We start from the raw sequence: 22,358 nt of genomic DNA on the forward strand, positions 1-22,358 counted from the left end.
GGACCCGGGCCTCCCCACATCACGTCGCGTCCGTCCGGTGGCCCGGGAGCAGCTTCGCCAGGTGGTGCAGCGAATTGATGAGGTGCTCGGGGCCGAACGGCGGGAACTGGAGGTACTCGCGGATGAACTGCGGCACGGCCGACCAGTCGTAAGTGAGCGTGACCTCGGTCCGCGCCGGGTCGAGCGGGACGAGGTCGTACCGCCAGAACCAGCCGCCGAACTCCAGACGGCCGCCTTCCTTCTCCTCCCCCGTCAGCCAGGCGATGGCGCGCGGCGGGTCGAACACCTCGACCCTGTTGGCCACCTGGTAGTCGCCGTTCGGATGGTTCGGGTGGTACATGTCCATCCGGAAGATCTGCCCCGCCTCGGTCAGCGGCGCCCGGTCGGCGGCTTCCTGGACCCAGCCGGTGCCGTCGATCGCGGAGTGCGTCGTCGGGTCCGCGAGTACCGCGAACACCCTCGCGGCGGGCGCTGCGAGCGTCAGGGTGGCACTCACGTTCTCCTGGTCCACCATGCGCTCGCTCCTTGTCACCTCATCGGGCATCCGCCGGCGCGGAAAGTATGTTCCCGACAGGTAGACGACCCAGCGCCACGGAACTCATCGCCGGGCGACCTGAAGGTGCTCGGCGGCCTCGGCCGCGGTGTAGGACGAGGTGAACGTGAACGCTCGCGGGGACGGGCCGTGCGCCTGCAGGTCCGCGAGCCGCTCCAGGGCCTCGGCGACTGTCGGGAGGTGGCCGGCAGGGACCCACCACAGGACCATGTGCGCCTTGACGTGCCGCTCGAACCATTCGCGCCGCCTGCGCATCACCTCCAGGTGCCCGCTGCGGTAGGCGAAGTCCCACAGCGCCTCCTGGGTCTCCCACACCGACAGGTTGACGATGACGTCGTCACCCGCCGGGCGCAGTCCGGTGGCGTCGGCCGCCCCTTCCTCCACGAGCCGCCACACGAAGCCGGGCGCGTCGTCGGCGGCGGCGTTGACCGGGTCGAGCAACTCGACGAACGGCGCGATGCGCGGGTCGTCGATGGGGTGAAGAAGCGTGGCGATGTTGAGCTCGGCGAGGTGGGCGTGCGGGTGGGCGTGGCCGTCTGTGGGGGTGTGGGCGCCGTGCGCGGCGGATGCGGTCATGGCCTCATCCCAGCACGGCCCGCTTTTCTATGTCAACGCTCATTGTTTTTAGAAGAGTCGAGCACTACGCAGCACTCCCCGGGTCGAGCGTCCATGCGAGCGCGCACCGGACCATCCGGGCCGAGCAACCCCTCCAGGAGCGCGAGGTTCATTCCGCACACCAGCGGTGGGAAGCGCTCGGCCACGGCATGGAAGGGGCAGTTGCGCATACGGATGACCGGCGCTTCTTCTTCGGCGGCTTCGGCACCTTCCCTGTGCGGTTCGTAGCCGCGCGCCGTCAGCATCTCCATGGCTTCGTCGAGGCCGCCGCAGGGCTCGGCCGACCCGCGCAGAGCCTCGCCCCGGCGGCGCGCCGCCGCGCAGAGCCCGGCGTCGAGACCGGCCTGCTCGGCGGCCTCGGCGAGCAGCTCGGCGGCGGTGCGGTAGTCACGGGCGGGCAGCGAGACCGACCGCTCGGCCCGCGACCGCGTGTACACCTTGGCGGGGCGGCCCGCCCCCGGCCCCGAGCGACCCGTCAGGCGACGACTGCCGCTCTCCAGGAGCCCTGCGTCCGCCAGCTTGTCCAGATGGTGCGCGGCGAGCGTGCGCGCCACCCCGGCCGCCTCGGCGGCCTCATTGCGGCCGACTTCACGGCCTTGCGCCGCCACGTACTCGTACAGTCGGCGCCGCACAGGATCTTGCAGCACCGCGATCACATCGATGTCCTCCACCCGGCCAGTCTAGGAACAACCCGGGTTGGAGATAGAAGGGCCCGCGCTCAGCACCCTGCCCACACCGGTGGGGTCCGGGCCGACCACGGGCTCGCCTGTTCGAGTTGTCCGGCGAGGCGGAAGAGGAGCCCTTCGAGGCCGTAACCCGCGGCGAACTGCATGCCGACAGGGAGCCCCGTCTCCGCGTCGGCTGTCACCGGCACGGACATGGCGGGCGTGCCCGCCATGTTGAACGCCATGGTGAACGGCGAGCGGTCGTTGAGCCGGTCGATCCAGCCGAGGCCGTCCAGCTCCTCCCCGCCCTCCCCATAGGCCCCCAAGGGCATGGGAAGCTCCGGCAGCGTCGGAGTGAGCAGCACGTCGTGCACGTCGAAGGACCGTGCCAGGCTGCGAGCGACCCTGTTCCGGATGCCGAGAGCACTGACGAGTTGGCTGCCACTGACCCGCCGGCCGTAGTGGTAACCGGCCAAGGTCTCCGGCTCAAGGGTCGAGGTGTCGATGGGCCGGTCGAAGGCGGCAGCAAGTCCGTCGACCGAGGCCGTGAGATTCGCCGTCATCAGACGGGCGTTGGCCAGGACGAACTCCTCCCGGTCGACCCCGAGGCCGACCTCGACCTCCTCGACCTCATGGCCGAGGGATTCGAGCAGACGCATGGTGCGAGTGAGCGCGTCGGCCACTGTCGGACTCGCACAGCGCCCACCCCATGCCCGGCTCATGACACCGATCCTCAATGAGCCCGGGTGGCGCGTGACTTCATCCGCGTACGGGCGGGTCGGCTCCGGAGCGAAGTAGGGGTCGCCCGGCTCGGGACCACGCATCTGGTCGAGCAGAGCGGCACTGTCGCGCACCGTGCGGCTGACGCTGCCGTGCACGGCGAGACCGTTGAAGATCTCGTCCGCGTCGGGGCCCATGGAGACCCGGCCGCGGGTGGGCTTCAGACCGAAGAGGCCGCTGCAGGAAGCGGGTATGCGGAGCGAGCCCGCGGCATCGGTGGCGTGCGCGATCGGGACCACCCCGGCAGCGACAGCCGCGCCCGCTCCCCCGCTGGAACCACCTGCGCTCCGCTCCAGGTCCCACGGGTTGCGGACCGCCCCGTACAGCAGTGGTTCCGTCGTGATGCTGTAGGCCATCTCCGGAGTCGCGGTTCGTCCGATGGTCACGAGGCCGGCGCGGCGGAAGCGAAGCATCAGGGAGGAGTCGGCGCCGGCGACGTTGCCGGCCGCGAGACGGCTGCCCAGTTCCATGCGCCTGCCCGCCATGGCCACACCGATGTCCTTGATCAGGAAAGGGACCCCGGCCAGAGGTGCACTGCCGGGGTCCTGCACCTCATCCGCCTGCCAGGTCTCCACGACGGCGTTGACGCGCGGCCCGACCGCCTGTGCGGCCTCATGTGCGGCTGCTTCCAGTTCGGCGGAGGTCACCTGGCCCGTGGCCACCAGCCGCGCGAGCCCGACCGCGTCGAAATCCACGTACTCGGAAACTTTCACTGTCACTCCCAGCGGAAGAGAACGAACGATACCGTCGAGTGCCTGACGATACCGATCGGTATCGTGCGGGACGGACTGGTACCTTAGCAGGGGCGTTGAGACTGGCTGGGACCCCCACAGCGCCCCAACTGACCGGACGTCACGGAGGAGTCATGGCATCGACCGCCAGCAGGCCCGGCAGGGTGGCGAAGCTGCCACCTCGCGAGCGCATCCTCGACGCGGCGGAAGAGCTCTTCCAGAACGAGGGGATCGGGCGGGTGGGCGTCCAGGCGATCGCCGAGCGGGCAAAGACCACCAAGATGGCCATCTACCGCCACTTCGAGACCAAGGACGCACTGGTCGTGGAGTGGCTGCGGATCGTCGCCGCCGACTACCAAGCCGCCTTCGACCGGGTCGAGGCCGAACACCCCGGCCTGCCCAGGGAGCAGATCCTGGGCCTGGCCCGCTTCATCGCCGAGGGACTGCCGACGATCTCGCATCGGGGCTGCCCGTTCATCAACTCCCTCGCCGAGCTGCCCGACCGCGACCATCCCGCCCGGCAGCTGATCGAGGAGCACAAGGCGCACCAGACCCGCAGACTGGTCGGCATGTGTGCCGAGGCCGGACTGCCCGATCCCGCACAGACCGCTGCCGAGATCACGTTCGTGCTCGAAGGCGCGCAGGTCAGCACGCAGAACGGGAGCATCGATCGGACGGGGGAGCGACTGATGAAGATCATCGAGGGAATCGTGGCGAAATGACCGGCCGGCGGGCCCAGTTACGCCCGTACGCATCGGTAGCCTGCGTCCATGATGCGCGCCTGGGTTCTTCCGATGTTGCTGGTGATCGGCGGCTCGGCCGTTGCGGTCGGCTTGGCCTTCAGGGGCGATCCTGGCACGGCCGCAGCATTCCTCCTGGTGTTCCTGCTCCTCGCGGGCGTGCACTCGCCGCTGTTCTTTCCGCGGTCGATCGGCGCTACGGAGGCCCAGCGCCGCAGCGCGGTCGACGGCCGGCCGATCGTCTACTGGCGGTCGGGCTGCCAGTACTGCGTGCGGCTGCGTATCCGACTGGGGCGCAGCGCCCGCCAGTTGCACTGGGTCGACATCTGGCGTGACCCTGCTGGAGCGGCAGCGGTGCGGGCGGCCAACGAGGGCAATGAGACCGTTCCGACCGTCGTCGTGGCGGGCCGGGCGCACGTCAACCCCGATCCCGCATGGGTGCGCGAGCAGGCAGCCCGGCCTGCCCCGTGACCGGGGCGCGTCCCGGAACTCGCGGGCACGGCACAGGCGTTGCGCAGGCATGGGGACAGGCCGCGCTCGTAGTGGGACGCTGGGAGTGTCCGGCGTCGCCGCCCTGGCGCGGCAGCGTCCGGGAGCGTGAGAAGCCGAGGCTCCCCCCTGGTCGGCTCTCGCGCGAAATGCCCCCGGCGGTGCGAGGGTTGCGGGAGTTGCCTCGCCGCGCCTGGTGGGCGGAGGCTGGGGCCGTATTGTCGGTGATGCGGCTCCAGTCGCCCTTGGATGTCGGCCGCCAACGGCTCGGCGGCCCTGACGCGCTCGTGCGGCGTCGGCGAGGGCCATCATGCCGACGAGCCGGTGACCGTCGATGACGGGAAGTCGCCGCACCTTGTGATGCGTCTTGGTCGCCACGATCTCGTCCGCGCTGTCGTCGGCGTCGATGGTGACGGCCTCGCCCTGGGCGAGTTCACCGGCCAGGACGGTGGCCGGTGCCTTCGGCTTGCCCAGCACCTTGGCTTTGGGTGGCTTCCCGGGTGCCCTCGGGTGCCCGGCCATACGCCGGATCAGAGAGGTACCGAGATTTGGTGGATCTCCGGCAAAACAGCCCCAACCACACCTCCCCACCCATGAGTTCCAGGGGGGTCGTCACACCGTGCACACGCCGGGTTAAGGTCACCCTGGTGTGGTGGTCAGCGGGCCCCTCCAGCGAACGGGGCTGGGGTGGGCGGCGTCGGCGATGTTCGCGTCCGTTGCTCACCGATCGACGAGGACGAGGGAGCAGGGTGCCGCCGTGGGAGACAGCGTGACGAACCTTCCGGCCGCGCCCCCGCCCGAGGATCAGCCCTCGTCCGACGGCCTTCCGTCCCGGAGAGAAGAGACGGAGGACGAGCTGAGAGCCACCGCCGAGCAGCTGCGCGAGCAGGTGTCCGAGCTGGAGGTCCAGGCGCGTGCGCGCCCCAGGATCGCGATGGCCGAGGGCGTCCTGGTCGAGCGGTACCGCCTGGCGAACGCGGAGGCGGCGTTCACGCTGCTGCGTCAGGCCTCCCAGCGGGCCAACATCAAGCTGCACCAGCTGGCCGCCGCGGTGGCCCGGACGCCGGGACCGGCACCGGGGGCCAAGACGTGGTTCAGCGGACGGGCCCAGCATCCGATACCCGACCTGACGGTGCTCGACGCAGGCACGCTCAACGCGGCCAACCAGGGCGAGGTCCTCGGCGCGGCCCTGCATCGCGTCCTGGCCGTGACCGGTACGGACATGGGGAACGTGCAGCTCGTCGAGGACGGTGTGCTCCGGATGGCCAAGCATGCGGGGCTGCCCCGGCAGTTCACCGACTACTTCGCGTTCGTCGACGGAAACACCGCATGCTCGCGAGCGGCCGCCGCCAGCCAACAGGTCACCGTCAAGGACGTGGCCACATCGGCCGGTTTCGACGACGAGACGCGCCGAGTGATCCTCATGGCCGGCAGCCGCGCCTGCCACAGCGTCCCGCTCGTCGACGAACAGGACACGGTCCGCGGCGTCATCTCCTCCCACCACGCCCACCCTCTGGTCGGCTTCACCCAGGCACAGCTCCAGACCCTGGACGCCACGAGCCGCGCCCTCGGCACGTGGATCAAGTGGCACAAGCACACCGTCCTCGTCGACGCACTGGAAGACCTCCACCAACTGGCCCGCGCCTCCAGCCAGTAGCAGCCGATGGGCAAGGGGCCGGGGACAAATGCTGGTTGTCGCTTCCGCATCCCGCGTGCCAGTCTGAGCGGCCGTGATCCACATCCCCCACGCCACCCGCAAGGAGTCCGGACCATGCTGCGCGGCTGCACCCCGCACCTGCCCGAGACCATAGGCCGCTACTACGACCTCGGTTACTACCAGGGCGCCGCCCTGCCCCAACTCCTCGCCGAGCAGGCCCGCGCGCACGCCACCCGCACCGCCCTCGTCCACGGCGCACGGCGTCTCACCTACCGCGAGCTGAACCGCTCCGTCGACCGCATGGCCGCCGGGCTCGCCCTCCGGGGCGTCCGCGCGGGCGACCGGGTCATCGTCCAGCTTCCGAACGTGCCCGAGTTCGTCATCGCCGTCTACGCCATCATGCGTGCCGGCGCCGTCCCGGTACCGGCGTCCACCTCACTCCGTACCGAAGAGATCGGGCACCTCGCCCATGTCACCGAAGCCGCCGCCTACATGGGCCCCACCGAGCACCGCGGCTTCGACCACGCCAAGATGGCCTCCGCGGTCAGTGACGACCATCCCCGTCTGCGCCTCGCCTTCACCCTCGACGGCCCCGACGGCACTCAAGGCGGCTTCGGCACGGCCCCCAGCGGTTGCCTGTTCTTCCCCTTCGGCTCCCTGGACGCGCCGCGCGGCCCGGACCGCACGTACGACCCCAACGACGTCGCGTTCCTGTTGCCGACGGACGCCACCACGACCGCGCCGAACGCGACCTCGACCCTGCCCGACCTGGTCCCGCGCACCCACAACGACTACGCGTACCAGGCCCGAGCCGCTGCCGAACTCATCGGCCTCGGCCCCGAGGACGTCTACCTCGCGGCCCTCCCGGCGGCGGCCAACCTCGCCTTCGGCTGCCCCGGCATCGTCGGCACCCTCGCCGTCGGAGGCACCGTCGTGCTGATCGATGTGCCCGGTCCCGCCGACGCCTTGCGCGTGATCGAGACCGAGAAGGTCACCGTCACCTCCCTCGGCCCCGCTGACGCCCGCCCATGGCTGGACGCCCTCGCGGACGGCCAGTACGACCTCTCCAGCCTGCGCCTCGTCCAGATCGGCGGCGCGCCCCTCCCCGCCGATCTCGCGGCCCGCGTCCGACCGGTCCTCGGCTGCCGCCTCCAGCGGGTCTTCGCCATGGCCGAGGGGCTGCTCTCCCTCACCCGTCCCACCGACACCGACGACGTCGTCCACCACACGCAGGGCCGCGCGCTCTCACCCGGGGACGAGATCCGCATCACCGACCCGAACGGCAACGACGTCCCCCAGGGAGCCCCCGGGCAACTCTGGACGCGCGGCCCCTGCACCGTGCGCGGCTACTACAAGGCCCCCGAGCGGAACGCCCGCGTCTTCACCCCCGACGGTTTCCTCAAGACCGGCGAGGTCGCGCGCCTCACCGAAGACGGCAACCTCGTCGTCGAGGGGCACGTCTAGAGACTGTGACCAGGCCGTGTGACCCACCTCACACCGCCTCCCTGTCAGGAATCGCCGCGCTGTCCCGCTCAAGTGGGCGAAGGGCCGAAGGGCAAGCGATTCAGACAGGAGCCACACCCATGAAGCACCGCATCCTCGTCCTCGGCGCCGGTTACGCCGGGGCCTTCGCCGCCGGGAACCTGGCCCGGCGGCTCTCGCCCGCCGACACCGAGATCACCGTCGTCAACGCCGAGCCGGTCTTCGTCGAGCGGATGCGCCTGCACCAGTTCGCGACCGGACGGCAACTCGCGACCCGGCGCCTCTCCGACGTGTTCGCGGGCACCGGAGTACGCCTGCGCGTGGCCCGCGTCACCTCGGTCGACCCGGAGCGCAGGACCGTCACCGTGACCGGCGGGGAAAGCGCGGAAGGCGACGCCGAACTCGGCTACGACACGCTGCTTTACACCCTCGGCAGCAGGGTCGCCGACCACGGCGTCCCCGGGGTGGCCGAGCACGCCTTCGACGTCGCGGGACGGCCGTCGGCGCTGCGGCTGCGCGCACGCCTGGACGCCCTGGGCGGAGCCGGCTCCGTACTGGTCGTCGGCGAGGGCCTGACCGGCATCGAGACCGCCACCGAGATCGCCGAGTCGCGTCCCGGCCTCTCCGTGGCGCTCGCCGCCCGTGGTGAGCTGGGAGCCTGGCTCTCCCCGGGAGCCAGGCTCCATCTGCGCGAGGCCTTCGACAGGCTTGGTATCACCGTCCACGAGCACACCGGCATCGAAGCCGTCGGGGAGACGTACGCCGTCGGCGCCGACGGCACCTCCTACCCGGCCGACGCGACGGTGTGGACGGCCGGGTTCGCCGTCGACCCCCTCGCGGAAGCCGCCGGTCTCGAGGTCACCGAGGAAGGACGGATCGTCGTCGACGCCACCATGCGCTCGGTCTCGCACCCGGACGTCTACGCGGCGGGCGACAGCGCGTACGCGATGGGCGACAACGGACGGCCGCTGCCGATGTCCTGCGCCTCGGCGGGGTTCACCAACATGCAGGCGACGGAGGCGATCATCGGACGGCTGACCGGACGCCCGGTTCCGAACGTCAAGAAGTCCTACGTCGGCAACCACATCAGCCTGGGACGGTACGACGCGATCTTCCAGATGGTCGACGGCGACGCACGGGCGAAGTCCTGGTCCGTGCGCGGCCGGAAGGCGGCGCGGCTGAAGGCGGGCATTCTCAAGGGCAGCCTGTGGTCCGTCTCGCACCCGACGTTCGGCCTTCCGAAGCGCAAGCGCCGCCTGACCACCGCGCCAGTGCCGGCCACCACAGTGCCTGTCGGCCCAACAGCCGTCGATACCCCGGTCGTTGATGTCGCGTCCGAGAATGCCGCCGCATAGGGTGCTCCGCGTGGAAAGCACCGTCGCTGATCGCTTCGAGGCCGGCCGGGCACGGCTGGCCTCGCTCGCGTACCGTCTGCTCGGCTCGGCGGCCGACGCCGAGGACATCGTGCAGGAGGCGTACCTGCGCTGGCATGCCGCCGACCGCGAGCGGATCGAGGTGCCGGAGGCATGGCTGGCCAAGGTCGTCACCAACCTGTGCCTGGACCGGCTCCGATCGGCACCGGTGCGCCGCGAGCGCGCGGCCGGCACCTGGCTGCCCGAGCCGCTTCTCGACGGGGACCCGATGCTCGGCCCGGCCGACACCTTCGAGCAGCGCGAATCCGTGTCGCTCGCGATCCTGACCCTGATGGAGCGGCTCTCACCGGTCGAGCGGGCCGCCTACGTCCTGCACGAGGTGTTCTCCTACCCCCACTCCGAGATCGCCGGGATCCTCGACATCTCCGAGTCCGCGAGCCAGCAGCACGTCCACCGGTCCCGGCGCCGGGTCGCAGCCGCGCGGCGCGGAGGTGGTGAGGCCGACCCGGCGTCGGCGCGCAAGGTCCTCGACGAGTTTCTCGCCGCCGCGTCGTCGGGTCGTACCGAACGGCTGGTGGCGCTGCTCACGGACGACGCGATCGCGGTCTCCGACGGCGCGGGACTCGTCAAGAAGCTGTTGCGCTTCGAGACCCCGGCGCGCATTGCGAGCATGATGCGGACCGCCTTCAAACCCACGCCCGCGAAGCGGCGCCTGGCCGGCGGCTCTCCCACGATCCACGTCGGGCGGGTCAACGGCTGGCCGGCGGTGCTCGCCGTGCTCGAAGGCCGCGTCGTAGGCGCGGTGGCGTTCCAGGTCAGCGACGGCAAGGTCGCGGCGCTGCACGGTTTCGCCGCCGCGGAACGCCTTGCCCGCCTCACCGCGATGTGGCCACGGCACGAACCCGATGCCCCTGCCATCGACCAGTGGTGACCGGCCCGGCGTCCGGCCGTCCCGAGCACTCCCCCGCCGAAGCACGGGCCGTGGGCCGTACGTGCGGCGTCATTCGGCCTGCACGCCGAACCGTTGGTCGGGCGCCACGCCCTCCCGCTCCAGCTGCGTGCACCATGTGCATTCGTCGCCCACGTGTGCGGGAGAGTCCAACCAGTAGGCACCGGTGAGCAGTTGACCTTGCTCCGGAGCGGGCAGCGGATCTCTCGTCCCATCGTCCATGCCCCGGTCAACGAGGCCCGAATGTACCGGGTTCTGGGGTCGACGGCCGCTCTGCCCCCACACGCCGTCCATACGCCTGAAGTTCCCCCCGTGGTGTCTTCAGTCGGCGAAGAGCGGGTAGAAGGAGCGATTTCACCACCGCCGAGTTGGGCCTCTTCCGGTCGTTCGAGACGCCTTGATGCGTGTTCCGCTGGGAAACCGCAGAGTGACCATGAAGAGTTGGTCGGCGGAGGCAGAACCCGCACGACCCCACATGTACACGAAGGAGACGGCAGATGCTGTTCGGTAAAGAGCACGTCGAGCGCTATGTGGCGACTGACGGCGAGGAAGGCCATGACTGGCAGAACACCACGGTGCTGATCCTCACCACCATCGGCCGCAAGAGCGGCGAGCAGCGCAGCACCCCGCTGATCTACCAGCCGTACGGTGACGACGTGCTCGTGGTGGCTTCCAACGGCGGCGCGGACCAGCCGCCCCTGTGGTACCGCAACATCGAGGCGAACCCCGAGGTCCAGGTGCAGGTGAAGGACGACCGCTACACGGCCCGCGCACGTACGGCGCGACCGGACGAGAAGCCGGACATGTGGCGGACCATGGCCGCCACATGGCCGGCCTACGACGACTACCAGCGCAAGACCGACCGGGAGATCCCGGTGATGGTCCTGGAACGCGTCTGAAGCTCACGCTCCGCCCCCGCCAGGCTCTCCGGCTCACCTCAGATCCGTGAGGAGGCCGTCCAGGGCCTGGTGGAGTGCCTGGGAGTTGGCCGGGCCGAACCACGTGGTGCGGATGCGTTCGTTGTTTCCGTTCGGGGTCTCGTGGTCGGCGGCGAGTTGGTTCAGGGAGCGGGACTCGTCGCTCAGGGCCCGGCCGACGCCCTGGAACAGTCCGCGGACGTAGCGTTCGGCGTCCTCGGGCGCGATGCCGTGGCCGACGGCCCACGTCGTGAGCGTGGCGAGGTACGAGTAGTGGGTGGTCAGCGTTCCCGTCAGCGCGGAGCAGACGTTGAAGGCTTCCTCGTCCGCCACCGGCTGCGCCCCGCCCAGCCGTTCGAAGAGTGCGTCCGCCACCGGGTGGGACGGGAACGTCACGGTGACGGAGCGGCGTTCGCGTACGGAGGGCAGGGGGATGGCCCGGACCAACGCGGCGTCGCTCGCCAGGGTCCGGCGCAGGTCGTCGTTGGCGACACCGGCCATCACGTTGATCACCGTCTTGTCGCCGTCCACCCGCAGGCCGTCCAGAGCATCGTGCCGGTCCCTGGCCCGTACGGCGATGATCACCACCTCGGAGCGGTCCACCACCTCCTGGTTGTCGGCGCAGACCTCCACTTCCTCATAACGCGCGGCCAGCTCCGCCGCCGTACGGGCCCCCCGCGGGGAGAGGAACACCTCCGGCGACTGGTCGCCCCCGTCGCACAGGCCCGTCACGACGGCCCGGCCGATCTCGCCCACCCCGATGATGCCGATGCGCTTGATACCGATGCTCTGCACTGTGTTTCCTCCTGGATCAGACGGGTCAGTGATGTCGCCGCACCATCTCGGAGATCCAGGCGGGGGCGAACGGAGATGTGCAGCCCGGGGGCGTCGGGTAATCCTTGAGCACCTCAAGGCGTTCACCGATGTCGACGGCTCGGGCGCGGTGCTCGGCGTGCTCGATACCGATCTGGGCGAGGCAGTGGTTCATCGCCCACTGCAGGCGATCCGGAGCGTCCTTCATCTCGGCCTCGACGACGTCGAGCAGTCCTACGAGGTCCAGACCCTCAGGCTTCTTCGCCACGCGCTCGGTGGTCAGTGCCCAGCCGGCGCTCGCGACCACTGGATCCGGATCGGCGGACCAGGCCAGGCGCAGTTCTTCCGCGTGCGGGTTCTTCTTGACGACGTAGTTCACGAGCCAGTCGTGCACCTTGGGTGCGCGCGCCTCGCGCAGCATGGCGTCCAGCTCGGCACGCTCGAACGACTTCGGGCGGCAGATCAGGAGCGCCAGCAGCCGCGCCGCGGTGTCGTCCGTCTCCCAGAGTTCGCGCGCGAGTTCGTGCTGCGTCTTCAGCCGCTTCGCGAGAGCGCGCAGCTTGCCGAGGTTCACGCCGTGATCGTCACCGCGCTTCTCGTTCGCCACGCGTGCCTTCGGGTCCTCGAGCTCGCCGAGCTCGGCCATCACCTCGGCCAAGGCCGTCCCGGCCACCTCGGCCTCCTGTCCCTCACGCACGTACCGCTCGAACACGCGTCAGCCTAGCCGTGTTCCCGCAAGCAACGTTCCCCCTGTGTCGTCGTGCGTGCGGCTCGGCATTTCGGGGCATATTCATGCGCGACGAAGCGATCTACCGCCCGGCCAGCCGTTCCGCGTACCGAGGAGACCACGAAGCATGGCTCCCGCCACACCCCAGCCGCTGCATGTCGACACGGTATTGGGTCTCGACCCCGTGCTGATGCGTGTGGGCGGAGACCTGGACATGGACAGCGCGGCTTCGCTGAGGACCGTCCTTGAGCCCTTGCTGGCCAAGAGTGTCGAGATGGATCTCGCGAACGTCACCTTCATCGACTCCTCCGGCGTCAACGTCCTGCTGTCGCATCACGAACGGTGCCGAGCCGCGGGCGGCCGGCTCGTCGTGCTGCATCCCTCCAGGGCCGTGCGGCAGATCCTCCAGCTCCTTGGTGTGTACGGGCTGCTGGCGGAGCAGCACAGGACCGAAGAGAGGCATGACCCGGGGGACGGCGCCCCGGGCATGCCCTGACGCTGTCCGTCTCAGGTGCCGAAGCGCTCCGTGTAGGCCGCCGTCGGAGGGGCCGGGGTGGGGCTCGTCATGCCGGCCGACCAGAATCCCGCGGTGCCGGGGATGGGCGTCACGTCGTTCAGGTACGGGGCGGGTGCCGCGTTCGCCGGGCCTCGTACGACGGACCAGGTGCTGCCGTCCCGGCGCAGGTACGTGCTGCGGCTCTGGTCCTGGTAGTTCCAGCCCGATATCCATGCGGCGCGGCCCTGCGCGTCGGCCGCGATACCGCTCAACGCACCGACGGTGAAGCCGGGTTGCACCCTTGTCCAGGCCGTGCCGTCCCAGTGGGCCAGGACAGGGTTGCCCGGACGTCCCGGCGGGCCGCCGACACCGGCGTCGGCGCCCACGGCCCATACGTCGTCCGGGGCGGCGGCGTGTACGTCGCTGACGCTCAGGCGGGCGCCCGCGATCGGCGGCAGCACCGTCCACGTACCGTTCCAGCGGGCCACGAGTCCCGACCAGCCGCCGCCCGAAGCCTGGTCGCCGCTGACCCAGACCTCGTTGGGTGCGCGCAGCACGATCCGGTACAGACTGGCGCTCGCGACAGGCAGGGGCTCCAGCCATCGCCACTTCTGTCCCTCGCCCAGCAGCAGGCGGGCAGCGCCGTCCCGGCTGCCGCAGATCCACACGCGCTGGTCGGGACCGACCGCCACCGATTCGAGTCGGACTCCCGGTTCGCCCTTGCCGGGGAACTCCGCCTCGCGCCAGGTGGTTCCGTCCCAGCGCAGCAGCGGGCTCGCGTTCCCCGCGGGCAGACCCACGCTCCACGCCGCGCCGGCGGAGGTGCCGGCGACGTCGCTCAGCCGCCCGGCGTAGTCCAGATGCGACAGGTCGGTCTTCGACCAGGCGCTGCCGTTCCAGACCATGGCGAGTGCCCGCCCCTGCGAAGGCCCGGCGCGCCCCTCCTCGCCGACGGCCCAGGCCAGTTGGGGCCCGGCGGCGGCGATGCGGCGTAACTGCGCGGCCGGGGTGCTGCCAGGTGCCGGTACGGGCTGCCAGCCTTGAGTACGGGATACCGGCGGGGCGTCGGCCCGTGCCTGGCCCGAAGCGAGCGTGATCCCTGAGAGTGTGCCGATGGCCCCTGCCACAAACCGTCTTCGTTTCATCGCTGAATCCCTCCGCGTGGGTGGAAGGAACCACCGTGAGCCCCCGCCCCACAGAGGTCTAGCCACGCATGTGACAAGACGTGGCAGTGCTCTCGGCAGTCGTGACGGGGCTCTAGGCTCATACGCATGCTGAAGCTCGGAATCCCCGTCATCGGCGTCGCCGACATCCCCCGCGCGGTCGCCTTCTGGACACAGGCGCTGGACCTGGTCGCCACCGAGGAGTGGCAGAGCGAGGAATGGCGGACGCTCGACCACGCCGACGGATCGGGCCGGGCTCTTGGTCTGATGCACAGCGCGTCGCCGGCCGAAGCCCGGCCCCGTCTCCATCTGGACCTCTTCACCGACACCACTGAGGAACAGGAGACAGAGGTCCAGCGGCTGGTCTCACTGGGTGCGCGAGCCGTCCCAAGGGACCTCTATCCGCCCGACCCGGACTTCGTAGTTCTCGCCGACCCGGACGACAACCTCTTCTGCGTGGTCGACCTCAGCCGAGCGCCCAGCGGCAGTGTGACCCAGCAGGAAGGCCGGCCCGAACGCCCATGAACAGCCACGCCGTCAGCGCCCTGGAGCGTGCCGCCGCTCACCAGCAACGCTTCGAAGTGTCCTTCGCGACATACTTCGCCGAACTCGCGGACGACCTCAACGGGGCGCAGCTCGGCCGCTTCCCGGCTCGATGTCTCGACCTTCTCGCACAGTTGTCGCTGCGCGGAGGTAAACGGATCCGGACCACCCTGCTCCACGAGGCCGCCGGTCTCGTCACCCGGGAAGAGGTCCCGGGGCTTGTGGAGGCCGCGCTGAGCCTCGAGTTGCTGCACAGCCATGCGCTCATCCTCGACGACATCATGGATGACTCACCGACGCGACGCGGTGGCCCCTCGACGTACTACGCGTGCCGCGAGGACCTCCCGAACCACCCGCAGGCCGCGCTGGGACTGGCCATGATGACGGGTGATCTCGCCGGTTTCCTCGCCCTGCGCGTCCTGTCCCGGGCCGACCTGCCCGCCGACCGCAAACAGGGCCTACTCGACGTCCAGCTCGGGGTGACGACCGACACCGTGCTCGGCCAGGTCCTCGACCTGGAACGCGATGTGAACGCATCGAGGTCCTCGGCCGACGACGGCTTGCTGGAGACCGTGTGCGAGTACAAGACCTCGCGTTACACCGTCCTCGCCCCCTTGCGCCTTGGCCTGCTCGCCGCGGGCCAGAACCTCGCGGAACACGAGGAAAGCCTGCGCCGCTATGCCCAACTGGCCGGTCTCAGCGGCCAGATACGCGATGACTACCTCGACCTCTTCGGCGACCCCGCTGTCACGGGCAAGCCCGCGGGCGCCGATCTGCGGGCCGGCCGCCACACCTACCTGACCCGCGAGCTCCTCGCCGTCACCAGCGGTGACGATCACGAGACCGTCAAGTCCGCTCTGGGCAGCGCCGACTCCCCGCATCGGACCGTCGACCGTATCCGCGACATCGCCCACCGCCACGACGTCCACACCCGCCTGCAGAAGACCATCGATCACTACGCCCACGCCGCGTCGGCCGAAGCGAGCACCTGGCACCGGCACTGGAACGGCGAAGCCGTCGCCCTCTTCGAGCAACTGCCTCTCTGGAACACCCACCGGAACCGATGACGCCGCGCAGTCCCGGCGGCGCCGCTACAGCATCCGCACCTCGGTATCGGCCTCGGGGAGCTTCGCCCACCAGTGGTGGAAGCGGCTGTAGACCGCGGCCTCGCGGTCACCGATGAAGGCTGTCAGGGACTGGGCCTCACCGGCGATCTCGTCCCACGTGGCGGGCGCCAGAGGGTGGAAGGCCGTGACTTCGATGCCGTCATGCAGCGGGCGCCACACACCGGCGACCTGCCCGTCCACCAGCAAGGTGGGCAGTACGTCGCCGTTGCGCCTGATCACCCACGGCCGGTAGGCCGGAGGTATCACCCTGCTGCGGTCGGCGTACGCCAGCAGAGTGCTGTCCCACATGGCCATGAGCCGGGCAGGTGCGGGGGTGTCGGCGGGCGGCCGAGAGGCGCCGGGAAGGTCGAACAGCACCGCCCCCTCCGGGCCTTGGAGCCGCTCGACGGTGTCGCCCAGAGCGAGGAGCGCCGCGCGGACGGGTGCCCTCTGCACCATGGCGAACTGCGCCACGTCCGCGACCGACGCGGGTCCGAACCCTGCCAGGTAGCGCAGGATCAGAGTCCGCAGCGCCTGAGGGTCCACCGCCCGGCCTGTCGGCACGGGCCCCTTTCGGGCAGCCACGAAGGACGGCCGGAGGCCGAACGACCAGGGCGCCTCCGTGGGGGCATGGTGCAACGGCGCGTACGCCTTGAGCCCCCACCACGCCCCCTCCTTCTTCTCCGCGCCGAGCCGCTCCTCGACCCACGCCTGCATCTGTGCCGAGGTCCGCGGCCGGTCGGCGAAGCCGAGGAGCTCCGGCACCAGTTCGTCGGCGTCCGCCGGGGTCAGCCCCGATGCGGCGAAGCGGAAGCCGAGCCGCGAGGCGTACAGCGTCGGCTGCATCGCCGCACGGAAGGCGGGATAGTCACCGGCGTGTACGACGTGCAGCGTGATCCGCATCAGGGTCGCCTTGACCAGTGAACGCTCGGTGAACGCCGCGTCGAGGTCGGCCGCGGTGAAACCGGTGAGCCGGTTCCACAGAGCGAGGTAGGGCGAGACCGGCTGCTGTGCCTGGAGCGCCACCACGCGCCGCATGCCTTCCTGGACGGTCAGTGGCTCACGTTCCAGCAGCAGTTGGCGGCTGAGGGTCGCTCGGTTGAGTTCACGCGCGGTGATCGTCACGGTTCAGGATTCTGCCCTTCTCGCACGCCTCACGCTCGTCGCGTCGTACGCGCTCAGTGCCGCCCGGAGCGTCAGGAGATCGGTGTGGGCCGCGAGGTCGAGGCCCGTCAGGGTGGCGATGCGACGCAGGCGGTAGTCCACGGTGTTGGGGTGCACGTGCAGGCGCGCCGCCGTCTCGCGGCGGTCCAGGTTCGAGGCGAAGTACGTCCGCAGGGTCGTCGGCAGGTCCGGGCCGTCCGCCAACGGGGTCAGCAGCGCGGCCAGGTGTGCGCGGGCCGGGCTGGCGCGGGTGAGCTGGTAGTCGAGGAGCAGCGCGGTCAGGGGGTAGACGCCGGGCGGTCGTCCCGTGCCCGCCGCGGTGTCGCGCAGTTCGGTGGCGAGGCGGACGGCGTGCGGGACGTCGGCCGGGGTGCTCGCGGCGACACCCGCGATCAGGGGAACTCCGCTGACGGTGATGAGGGACGCCGTCAGCCGCTCGATGCGGGCCCGGTCAATGTCGGCCGCCCGGTCCGGCGCCGCGTCGGACGGGACGAGCGCGAGGCCCTCGTCGGCGGACAGGCGGGAGAGGACGGGGTGTCCGAGGGCGCGGTCGAGCTCCGTACGCAGGCGTCTGATCTTGCGGCGGGATGCCACGGTGGCGTCGACGTCCTCGCGGTCCTCGTCGGGGTGGCGTCCGATGGTGAAGGCGAGCACCAGATAGCACGGCGGGAGGCGTATCCCCAGGTGGGAGGAGTCGAGTTGGGGTCCCCTGCCGTCGAGCAGGGCGGACAGGACGGTGTGGCGGGCCGCGTCGCGCTCCCCTATCAGCGACTGGCTCTCCTCGACGTAGCCCGAGGTGACGGCTGCCGTGATCTCCCGCAGGCAGTCGAGCAGCAACCGGTGTGCCTCGATCAGGTCGTGCGGTTCGACCGTCGCCGCCACCTCCTCCACGCAGATGCGGGCCCCGTAGTGGTAGGCGCTGACGACCGCCTCCACGGGGAGGCGTTCCTCCGCGCGTCTGGCCGCCGAGCGGCGCACCGTCTCAAGGAACTCCGGGGGCGGCATGCGTTCGGTGCGCAGCACCTCGGCGAAGGCGCGGATCGTCATGTCGACGATGGCCCGGACGTCCCCGTGCAGTTCCTCGGCGGGCAGTCGCCCGTAGACCGGCAGGTCGTCCGCGATGCGCCGGGTGACGGTCGCGGCCAGCCTCGGCACGTCGGCAATCAGGAAGCGGCTCACGCTTTTGTCACCGGTCACAACTGATCCCTCGGAAAGTCTGGTTGCGCGCCTAGAACACCAAGGCGGCGATGGCCCGGATCATAAGGGCGTCCGTTACCCCCGGTACACCCCACCCAGGAGAGCCCGTGCGCCCCACACGCGCCCGCACCACCGCGGTCATGGCCGCCGCCCTGTCCGCCTGCGTCCTCGGAGTGTCTCCGGCCGGCGCGGTGTCTTCGCAGGTGCCGTCGCAGATGTCTTCGCAGATGTCTTCGCAGGCCGAGGACCCTTTGGAGTACGTCGCCATCGGCGATTCGTTCGCGGCAGGGCCCCTCATCCCCGACCAGAGCCAGTGGTCGTGCCTGCGCTCCGGGCGGAACTACCCGGCCGTCGTCGCGGAGGCGCTGGACGCGCGGCTCACCGACGTCAGCTGCTCGGGCGCGAAGGTCAGCGACTTCTCCGGCCGCCAGTTCGGCCTGCTGCCGCCCCAGTACGAGGCCCTCGAACCGAGCACCGACCTGGTGACCCTGACCATCGGCGGCAACGACGTCAGCCTCGTCAGCAAGGCACTCGGCTGCGTCAACCTCCTGCCGAAGCCGACGGGGATCTCCTGCGCCGACACCGCCGCGGCCAAGGGCGACCCCACCGCGAAAGCCATCGCCGCCTGGAGCGCCACCTTCGGCAAGGCCCTCGACGAGGTGCATCGGCGCGCACCGAACGCCCGGATCGTCGTCGCGGGGTACGCCACCTACATCCGCAAGGACGGCTGCTGGCCCACCCAGCCCCTCTGGGACAAGGACGCCAACTACCTCCAGGCCCGCGTGAACCAGCTGAACGGCGTGCTCGCCGAGCAGAGCCGGGCCCACGGCGCCACGTTCGTCGACACCGCTGCCGTCAGCGCCGGGCACGACACCTGCGCCGCCCCGGCCGAGCGTTACATCGAGGGCCTGGTGCCCACCAGCGTCGCGGCGCCGCTGCACCCCAACGCCCGCGGGATGGCGGCCTTCGGGACAGCCGTCGCCGAGGCCGCGGCGCGTCCGTGACGGCCCCCCGACCCAGGACCCGCACCCCAGGACAGGAGATCCCCATGCCGAAGAAGCAGCGGCTGTGGCGGTCCGCCACCGTGCCGGCCACCTCCAGGCTGTGGCGGTCCGCCACCGTGCCCGCCACCTCCAGGGTGCGCCGATCCGCCACCGTGCTGGCCACGTCGCTCGCGCTGTCGGCCGCGCTGACGGGCCAAGGAGTCGCGCAGCCGCCCACCGGTCCCGCTACGGCCGCCCGCACGGCCGACAGTTGCCCGTCGGTCGGCGGACGCTGGGCCGACGACGGTCCCTTCGCCGTGACCAAGGAGCGCGCCGGGCTGGGCCACACCATCCTGCGCCCCACCGAACTCGGCAGCAGAGGCTGCGCGAAGCACCCGGTGATCATCTGGGGCAACGGCTCGTTCGTGACGCCGGTGGTCTACGACGGGCTCCTGAAGCACCTTGCTTCCCACGGGTTCATCGTGGTCGCCGCGAACACCACGCAGTCCGGATCCGGCACTGCCATGCTCAACGGCCTGGACGTGCTGAAGAAGGCCGACGCCGATCCCCGAAGCCCGTACTACGGCAAGGTCGACCTGGACAAGGTCGGCGCGTCGGGGCATTCGCAGGGCGGCGGCGGAGCGATCAACGCCGGTGCCGACCCGCGCGTCGACGTGACCGTTCCCGTCGAGCCGGGCCCTCAGGGCAGGATCAGCGATCTCAAGGGCCCCATGTTCATCCTGGGCGGCGAGCACGACCCGGTGGTGATCCCCGAACTCCTGGTGATCCCCCGCTACCAGAGCGCGAGCCATGTCCCCGCTGTCTACGGGGAGTTGGCGGGCGCCTCGCACGTCACTCCCGCCGGGGACGGAGGCGGGTTCCGGGGGCCGGTCACCGCCTGGTTCCGCTACTTCCTGATGGGCGACCAAGAGGCCCGCATCGAGTTCTTCGACGTCTGCACCGCGTGCACCTCACCTGTCTGGTCGGACTTCCGGCGCAACGCCAAGGCGGTGGGTCACGAGGACTGACGGCTGAGTCGTCCAGGGATACGGAACGGCTCCTGGATGTTGGTTCGCCTCGACGAACTGCGTCGCTTCGGGCTCGAATAGCGTCGTAGGCATGTATTCGAGGAGGAGTCGCAGGTGACCGAGGATCCGAACAGCCGAACAGTCGTCGCCGACACGCACCCAGTCAGCGGTGCGATGCCGGGGCAGGACGCAGTGAGCGACGCGATGCCGGGGCAGCGGGCGCTTCACCTTCCCGAGATGCTCGCGGATCTCGAGGAACTGGTGGTGTGCGAGTCCTTCTCGTCCGACCTGGACGCGGTGGCGCGCAGCGCGGACGTGGTGGCCGCCCAGGGAACCCGACACCTGGGCGTCCCGCCCGAACGCATCGTCGTCGACGGCGTCACACACCTACGCTGGTCCTTCGGCACACCCCGGGTGCTGTTGCTCGGACACCACGACACGGTGTGGCCGATGGGCTCGCTGGCCACTCACCCGTGGTCGGTGAGAGACGGCATCGCGCGCGGCCCGGGGATCTTCGACATGAAGGCCGGCCTCGTGCAGATGTTCCACGCCCTGGCCTCCCTGCCGTCCCTGGAAGGGGTCTGCGTCCTGGTGACCGGCGACGAGGAGGTCGGTTCGGACGCCTCGCGGCCGCTGATCGAGGAGATGGCACGGCAGTGCGCGGCGGCCTTCGTCCTGGAGGCGTCGGCGGACGGCGGCGGTCTGAAGACGGCACGCAAGGGCACCTCCGCCTACGAGTTGGTGGTCCGGGGCAAGGCGGCCCACTCCGGCCTCGAGCCGGACAAGGGCATCAACGCGGCGGTGGAGGCCGCTCATCTGATCCTCGCCCTTGACGCGCTGGCCGAAGAGATCAACATCGATGCCCCGCAGGACTGGCGCACCACCGTGGTCCCCACGGTGGTCGGAGCGGGCACGACGACCAATACGGTGCCCGCAGAGGCACGCGTCTCGGTGGACGTCCGTGTCCCGACACTCAGCGCGCAGGAGCGGGTGGACGTGGCGATGCGTGCGCTGAAGACCACCGTGCCCGGGGCGAGCCTCGTCGTACGTGGCGGCCCCAACAGGCCTCCTCTGGAGACCAGTTCATCCGCCGACCTGTTCGAGAGAGCCGATCGTCTCGCCGCCCACCTGGGCCTCGGCACGCTGTCGTCGGCGGCGGTCGGCGGGGCGTCCGACGGGAACTTCACCGCCGGGCTCGACTGCCCCACGCTCGACGGCCTGGGCGCTGTCGGCGGCGGAGCTCACGCCGACCACGAGCACCTGATCGTCGCGGAGATGGTTCCGCGCGCCCGGCTGCTCGCCGCCCTCGTCGAGGAGGTGGCCCGGTGAGCACCATCGGCGTACAGGAGTCGCCCACGCCGCACGGTCTAGTCGTACGGGAGCTGCATGAACTGCGGGAACTGGAGCGTGCCAACGCGCTGTTCGAGGAGATCTGGGGCAGCTCCCCCGGCAGCTCTCCCATGGGTGTCGAGCAGATGCGGGCGCTCTCCCACGCGGGCAACTACGTCGCCGGAGCCTTCGACGACAGCCGGCTCGTCGGCGCGTCCGTGGCCTTCTTCGCGGCCCCGGCGGGCGAGGCCCTGCACTCGCATGTCACCGGTGCGCTGCCCGGACGCGGAGCGGGCCTCGCCCTCAAACTCCACCAGCGCCAGTGGGCCCTGGCCCGTGGACTGCGCCGGATCACGTGGACCTACGACCCGCTGGTGCGGCGCAACGCCCACTTCAATCTGACCAAGCTGGGCGGCCGGCCGGTCGAGTACCTCACCAGCTTCTACGGGCCGATGGACGACGTGATCAACGGCGGTGACGACACCGATCGGGCGCTCATCGCCTGGGAGTTGAACGACGAGGCCGCGATCGCCGCCTCGGAGTCTCGCCCCGCACCCGTGGCGGTCCCCGACCATGCCACGACCGCACTGTCCGTACGCGACGGCCTGCCCGCAGTCGGCCGCGGGGACGCCTCGACGCTGCTGGTCGAGGTCCCACCGGACATCGAAGGGCTGCGGCGCACCTACCCCGGCGCGGCCAAGGAGTGGCGCCTCGCGCTGCGCGACGTGCTCGGCGGTCTCCTTGACGAGGGCGCCCGCGTCACCGGCTTCCACGACCGGACCTCGTACGTCGTCACGCGCGACACCACCGCGTAGCCTCCCGTCCCCTCCCTCGCCCATCCCCCAGGAGCTCAAGCAC

General features: G+C 70.6%; 23 protein-coding genes and 1 pseudogene. 14 read left to right on the forward strand and 10 right to left on the reverse strand.

Annotated elements, in window-relative coordinates; genetic code table 11:
* Positions 1–19: 19 nt before the first annotated feature.
* The 4 genes from ACIBCK_RS33625 to ACIBCK_RS33640 form a co-directional block, all read right to left on the reverse strand.
* Positions 20–514, reverse strand: coding sequence for a polyketide cyclase (locus ACIBCK_RS33625; protein ID WP_399396406.1), 495 nt, complete (start codon positions 512–514; stop codon positions 20–22).
* Between the two features lie 84 nt (positions 515–598).
* Positions 599–1,129 (reverse strand): DUF3291 domain-containing protein, encoded by a 531-nt coding sequence (locus tag ACIBCK_RS33630; protein WP_399396408.1) that lies wholly within the window; start codon positions 1,127–1,129, stop codon positions 599–601.
* A gap of 32 nt (positions 1,130–1,161) precedes the next feature.
* A complete protein-coding gene (locus tag ACIBCK_RS33635; RefSeq protein ID WP_399396409.1) occupies positions 1,162–1,839 on the reverse strand; it encodes a helix-turn-helix transcriptional regulator in 678 nt (225 codons plus the stop codon).
* A 47-nt stretch (positions 1,840–1,886) separates the two neighbouring features.
* Complete coding sequence (locus ACIBCK_RS33640) at positions 1,887–3,326, reverse strand: amidase (RefSeq protein WP_399396411.1); 1,440 nt, start codon at positions 3,324–3,326, stop codon at positions 1,887–1,889.
* Between the two features lie 152 nt (positions 3,327–3,478).
* On the opposite strand from ACIBCK_RS33640, the gene ACIBCK_RS33645 reads away from it, so the two are divergent.
* Both ACIBCK_RS33645 and ACIBCK_RS33650 read left to right on the forward strand, forming a co-directional pair.
* Complete coding sequence (locus ACIBCK_RS33645) at positions 3,479–4,066, forward strand: TetR/AcrR family transcriptional regulator (RefSeq protein ID WP_399396412.1); 588 nt, start codon at positions 3,479–3,481, stop codon at positions 4,064–4,066.
* 48 nt (positions 4,067–4,114) lie between these two features.
* Positions 4,115–4,555, forward strand: a complete 441-nt coding sequence (locus ACIBCK_RS33650; RefSeq protein ID WP_399396414.1) for a glutaredoxin domain-containing protein — start codon at positions 4,115–4,117, stop codon at positions 4,553–4,555.
* Between the two features lie 300 nt (positions 4,556–4,855).
* Here ACIBCK_RS33650 and ACIBCK_RS33655 read toward each other — a convergent pair.
* Positions 4,856–5,053 (reverse strand): annotated as a pseudogene (locus ACIBCK_RS33655) (CBS domain-containing protein); the annotation flags it as partial.
* A 289-nt stretch (positions 5,054–5,342) separates the two neighbouring features.
* Here ACIBCK_RS33655 and ACIBCK_RS33660 point away from each other — a divergent pair.
* From ACIBCK_RS33660 to ACIBCK_RS33680, 5 genes are all read left to right on the forward strand, one after another.
* Positions 5,343–6,230 carry an ANTAR domain-containing protein gene (locus ACIBCK_RS33660; protein WP_399396416.1) on the forward strand — a complete coding sequence of 296 codons (888 nt, stop codon included), beginning with the start codon at positions 5,343–5,345 and terminating at the stop codon, positions 6,228–6,230.
* A gap of 114 nt (positions 6,231–6,344) precedes the next feature.
* Complete coding sequence (locus ACIBCK_RS33665) at positions 6,345–7,694, forward strand: AMP-binding protein (RefSeq protein WP_399396417.1); 1,350 nt, start codon at positions 6,345–6,347, stop codon at positions 7,692–7,694.
* Positions 7,695–7,813: 119 nt separating this feature from the next.
* Positions 7,814–9,067 (forward strand): NAD(P)/FAD-dependent oxidoreductase, encoded by a 1,254-nt coding sequence (locus ACIBCK_RS33670; RefSeq protein ID WP_399396419.1) that lies wholly within the window; start codon positions 7,814–7,816, stop codon positions 9,065–9,067.
* A complete protein-coding gene (locus ACIBCK_RS33675; protein ID WP_399396421.1) occupies positions 9,054–10,016 on the forward strand; it encodes a sigma-70 family RNA polymerase sigma factor in 963 nt (320 codons plus the stop codon). Before ACIBCK_RS33670 ends, ACIBCK_RS33675 begins: the two co-directional genes overlap by 14 nt.
* Positions 10,017–10,531: 515 nt before the next feature.
* Positions 10,532–10,933 (forward strand): nitroreductase family deazaflavin-dependent oxidoreductase, encoded by a 402-nt coding sequence (locus ACIBCK_RS33680; protein ID WP_399396423.1) that lies wholly within the window; start codon positions 10,532–10,534, stop codon positions 10,931–10,933.
* A gap of 33 nt (positions 10,934–10,966) precedes the next feature.
* On the opposite strand, the gene ACIBCK_RS33685 is transcribed toward ACIBCK_RS33680, so the two are convergent.
* The gene (locus tag ACIBCK_RS33685; protein WP_399396424.1) at positions 10,967–11,746 is read right to left on the reverse strand and encodes an NAD(P)-binding domain-containing protein; all 780 of its coding nucleotides are present in this window, start codon (positions 11,744–11,746) and stop codon (positions 10,967–10,969) included.
* 25 nt (positions 11,747–11,771) lie between these two features.
* Positions 11,772–12,410, reverse strand: coding sequence for a DNA alkylation repair protein (locus ACIBCK_RS33690; protein WP_399396681.1), 639 nt, complete (start codon positions 12,408–12,410; stop codon positions 11,772–11,774).
* A 208-nt stretch (positions 12,411–12,618) separates the two neighbouring features.
* Here ACIBCK_RS33690 and ACIBCK_RS33695 point away from each other — a divergent pair, with 208 nt between their 5' ends.
* The gene (locus ACIBCK_RS33695; protein ID WP_399396426.1) at positions 12,619–12,987 is read left to right on the forward strand and encodes an STAS domain-containing protein; all 369 of its coding nucleotides are present in this window, start codon (positions 12,619–12,621) and stop codon (positions 12,985–12,987) included.
* 11 nt (positions 12,988–12,998) lie between these two features.
* Here the strand turns inward: ACIBCK_RS33695 and ACIBCK_RS33700 are convergent, their stop codons facing one another.
* The gene (locus ACIBCK_RS33700) at positions 12,999–14,132 is read right to left on the reverse strand and encodes a hypothetical protein (RefSeq protein WP_399396428.1); all 1,134 of its coding nucleotides are present in this window, start codon (positions 14,130–14,132) and stop codon (positions 12,999–13,001) included.
* Between the two features lie 126 nt (positions 14,133–14,258).
* Here ACIBCK_RS33700 and ACIBCK_RS33705 point away from each other — a divergent pair, with 126 nt between their 5' ends.
* Both ACIBCK_RS33705 and ACIBCK_RS33710 read left to right on the forward strand, forming a co-directional pair.
* On the forward strand, positions 14,259–14,675 hold the full coding sequence (locus ACIBCK_RS33705) for a VOC family protein (protein WP_399396430.1): 417 nt from the start codon (positions 14,259–14,261) through the stop codon (positions 14,673–14,675).
* Entirely contained in the window at positions 14,672–15,760 is a 1,089-nt protein-coding gene (locus ACIBCK_RS33710) for a polyprenyl synthetase family protein (protein WP_399396432.1), read from the forward strand. The genes ACIBCK_RS33705 and ACIBCK_RS33710 overlap by 4 nt, the downstream gene beginning before the upstream one ends.
* Positions 15,761–15,784: 24 nt before the next feature.
* Here ACIBCK_RS33710 and ACIBCK_RS33715 read toward each other — a convergent pair whose 3' ends face one another.
* Positions 15,785–16,924, reverse strand: a complete 1,140-nt coding sequence (locus tag ACIBCK_RS33715; protein ID WP_399396434.1) for a winged helix DNA-binding domain-containing protein — start codon at positions 16,922–16,924, stop codon at positions 15,785–15,787.
* Positions 16,925–16,927: 3 nt separating this feature from the next.
* Positions 16,928–18,160: a PucR family transcriptional regulator gene (locus ACIBCK_RS33720; RefSeq protein ID WP_399396436.1), complete on the reverse strand. Its 1,233-nt coding sequence runs from the start codon at positions 18,158–18,160 to the stop codon at positions 16,928–16,930.
* Between the two features lie 107 nt (positions 18,161–18,267).
* Between ACIBCK_RS33720 and ACIBCK_RS33725 the strand changes: the two genes are divergently transcribed.
* The 4 genes from ACIBCK_RS33725 to ACIBCK_RS33740 all read left to right on the forward strand — a co-directional run bounded on the left by ACIBCK_RS33725 (position 18,268) and on the right by ACIBCK_RS33740 (position 22,315).
* Complete coding sequence (locus tag ACIBCK_RS33725) at positions 18,268–19,164, forward strand: SGNH/GDSL hydrolase family protein (protein ID WP_399396438.1); 897 nt, start codon at positions 18,268–18,270, stop codon at positions 19,162–19,164.
* Positions 19,165–19,208: 44 nt separating this feature from the next.
* A complete protein-coding gene (locus tag ACIBCK_RS33730) occupies positions 19,209–20,171 on the forward strand; it encodes an acetylxylan esterase (protein WP_399396439.1) in 963 nt (320 codons plus the stop codon).
* A 237-nt stretch (positions 20,172–20,408) separates the two neighbouring features.
* Entirely contained in the window at positions 20,409–21,500 is a 1,092-nt protein-coding gene (locus ACIBCK_RS33735) for a M20 family metallopeptidase (protein WP_399396682.1), read from the forward strand.
* Entirely contained in the window at positions 21,497–22,315 is an 819-nt protein-coding gene (locus ACIBCK_RS33740) for a GNAT family N-acetyltransferase (protein WP_399396441.1), read from the forward strand. The genes ACIBCK_RS33735 and ACIBCK_RS33740 overlap by 4 nt, the downstream gene beginning before the upstream one ends.
* Positions 22,316–22,358 lie beyond the last annotated feature (43 nt).

Source organism: Streptomyces sp. NPDC051218, from assembly GCF_044455475.1.
GTDB lineage: Bacteria > Actinomycetota > Actinomycetes > Streptomycetales > Streptomycetaceae > Streptomyces.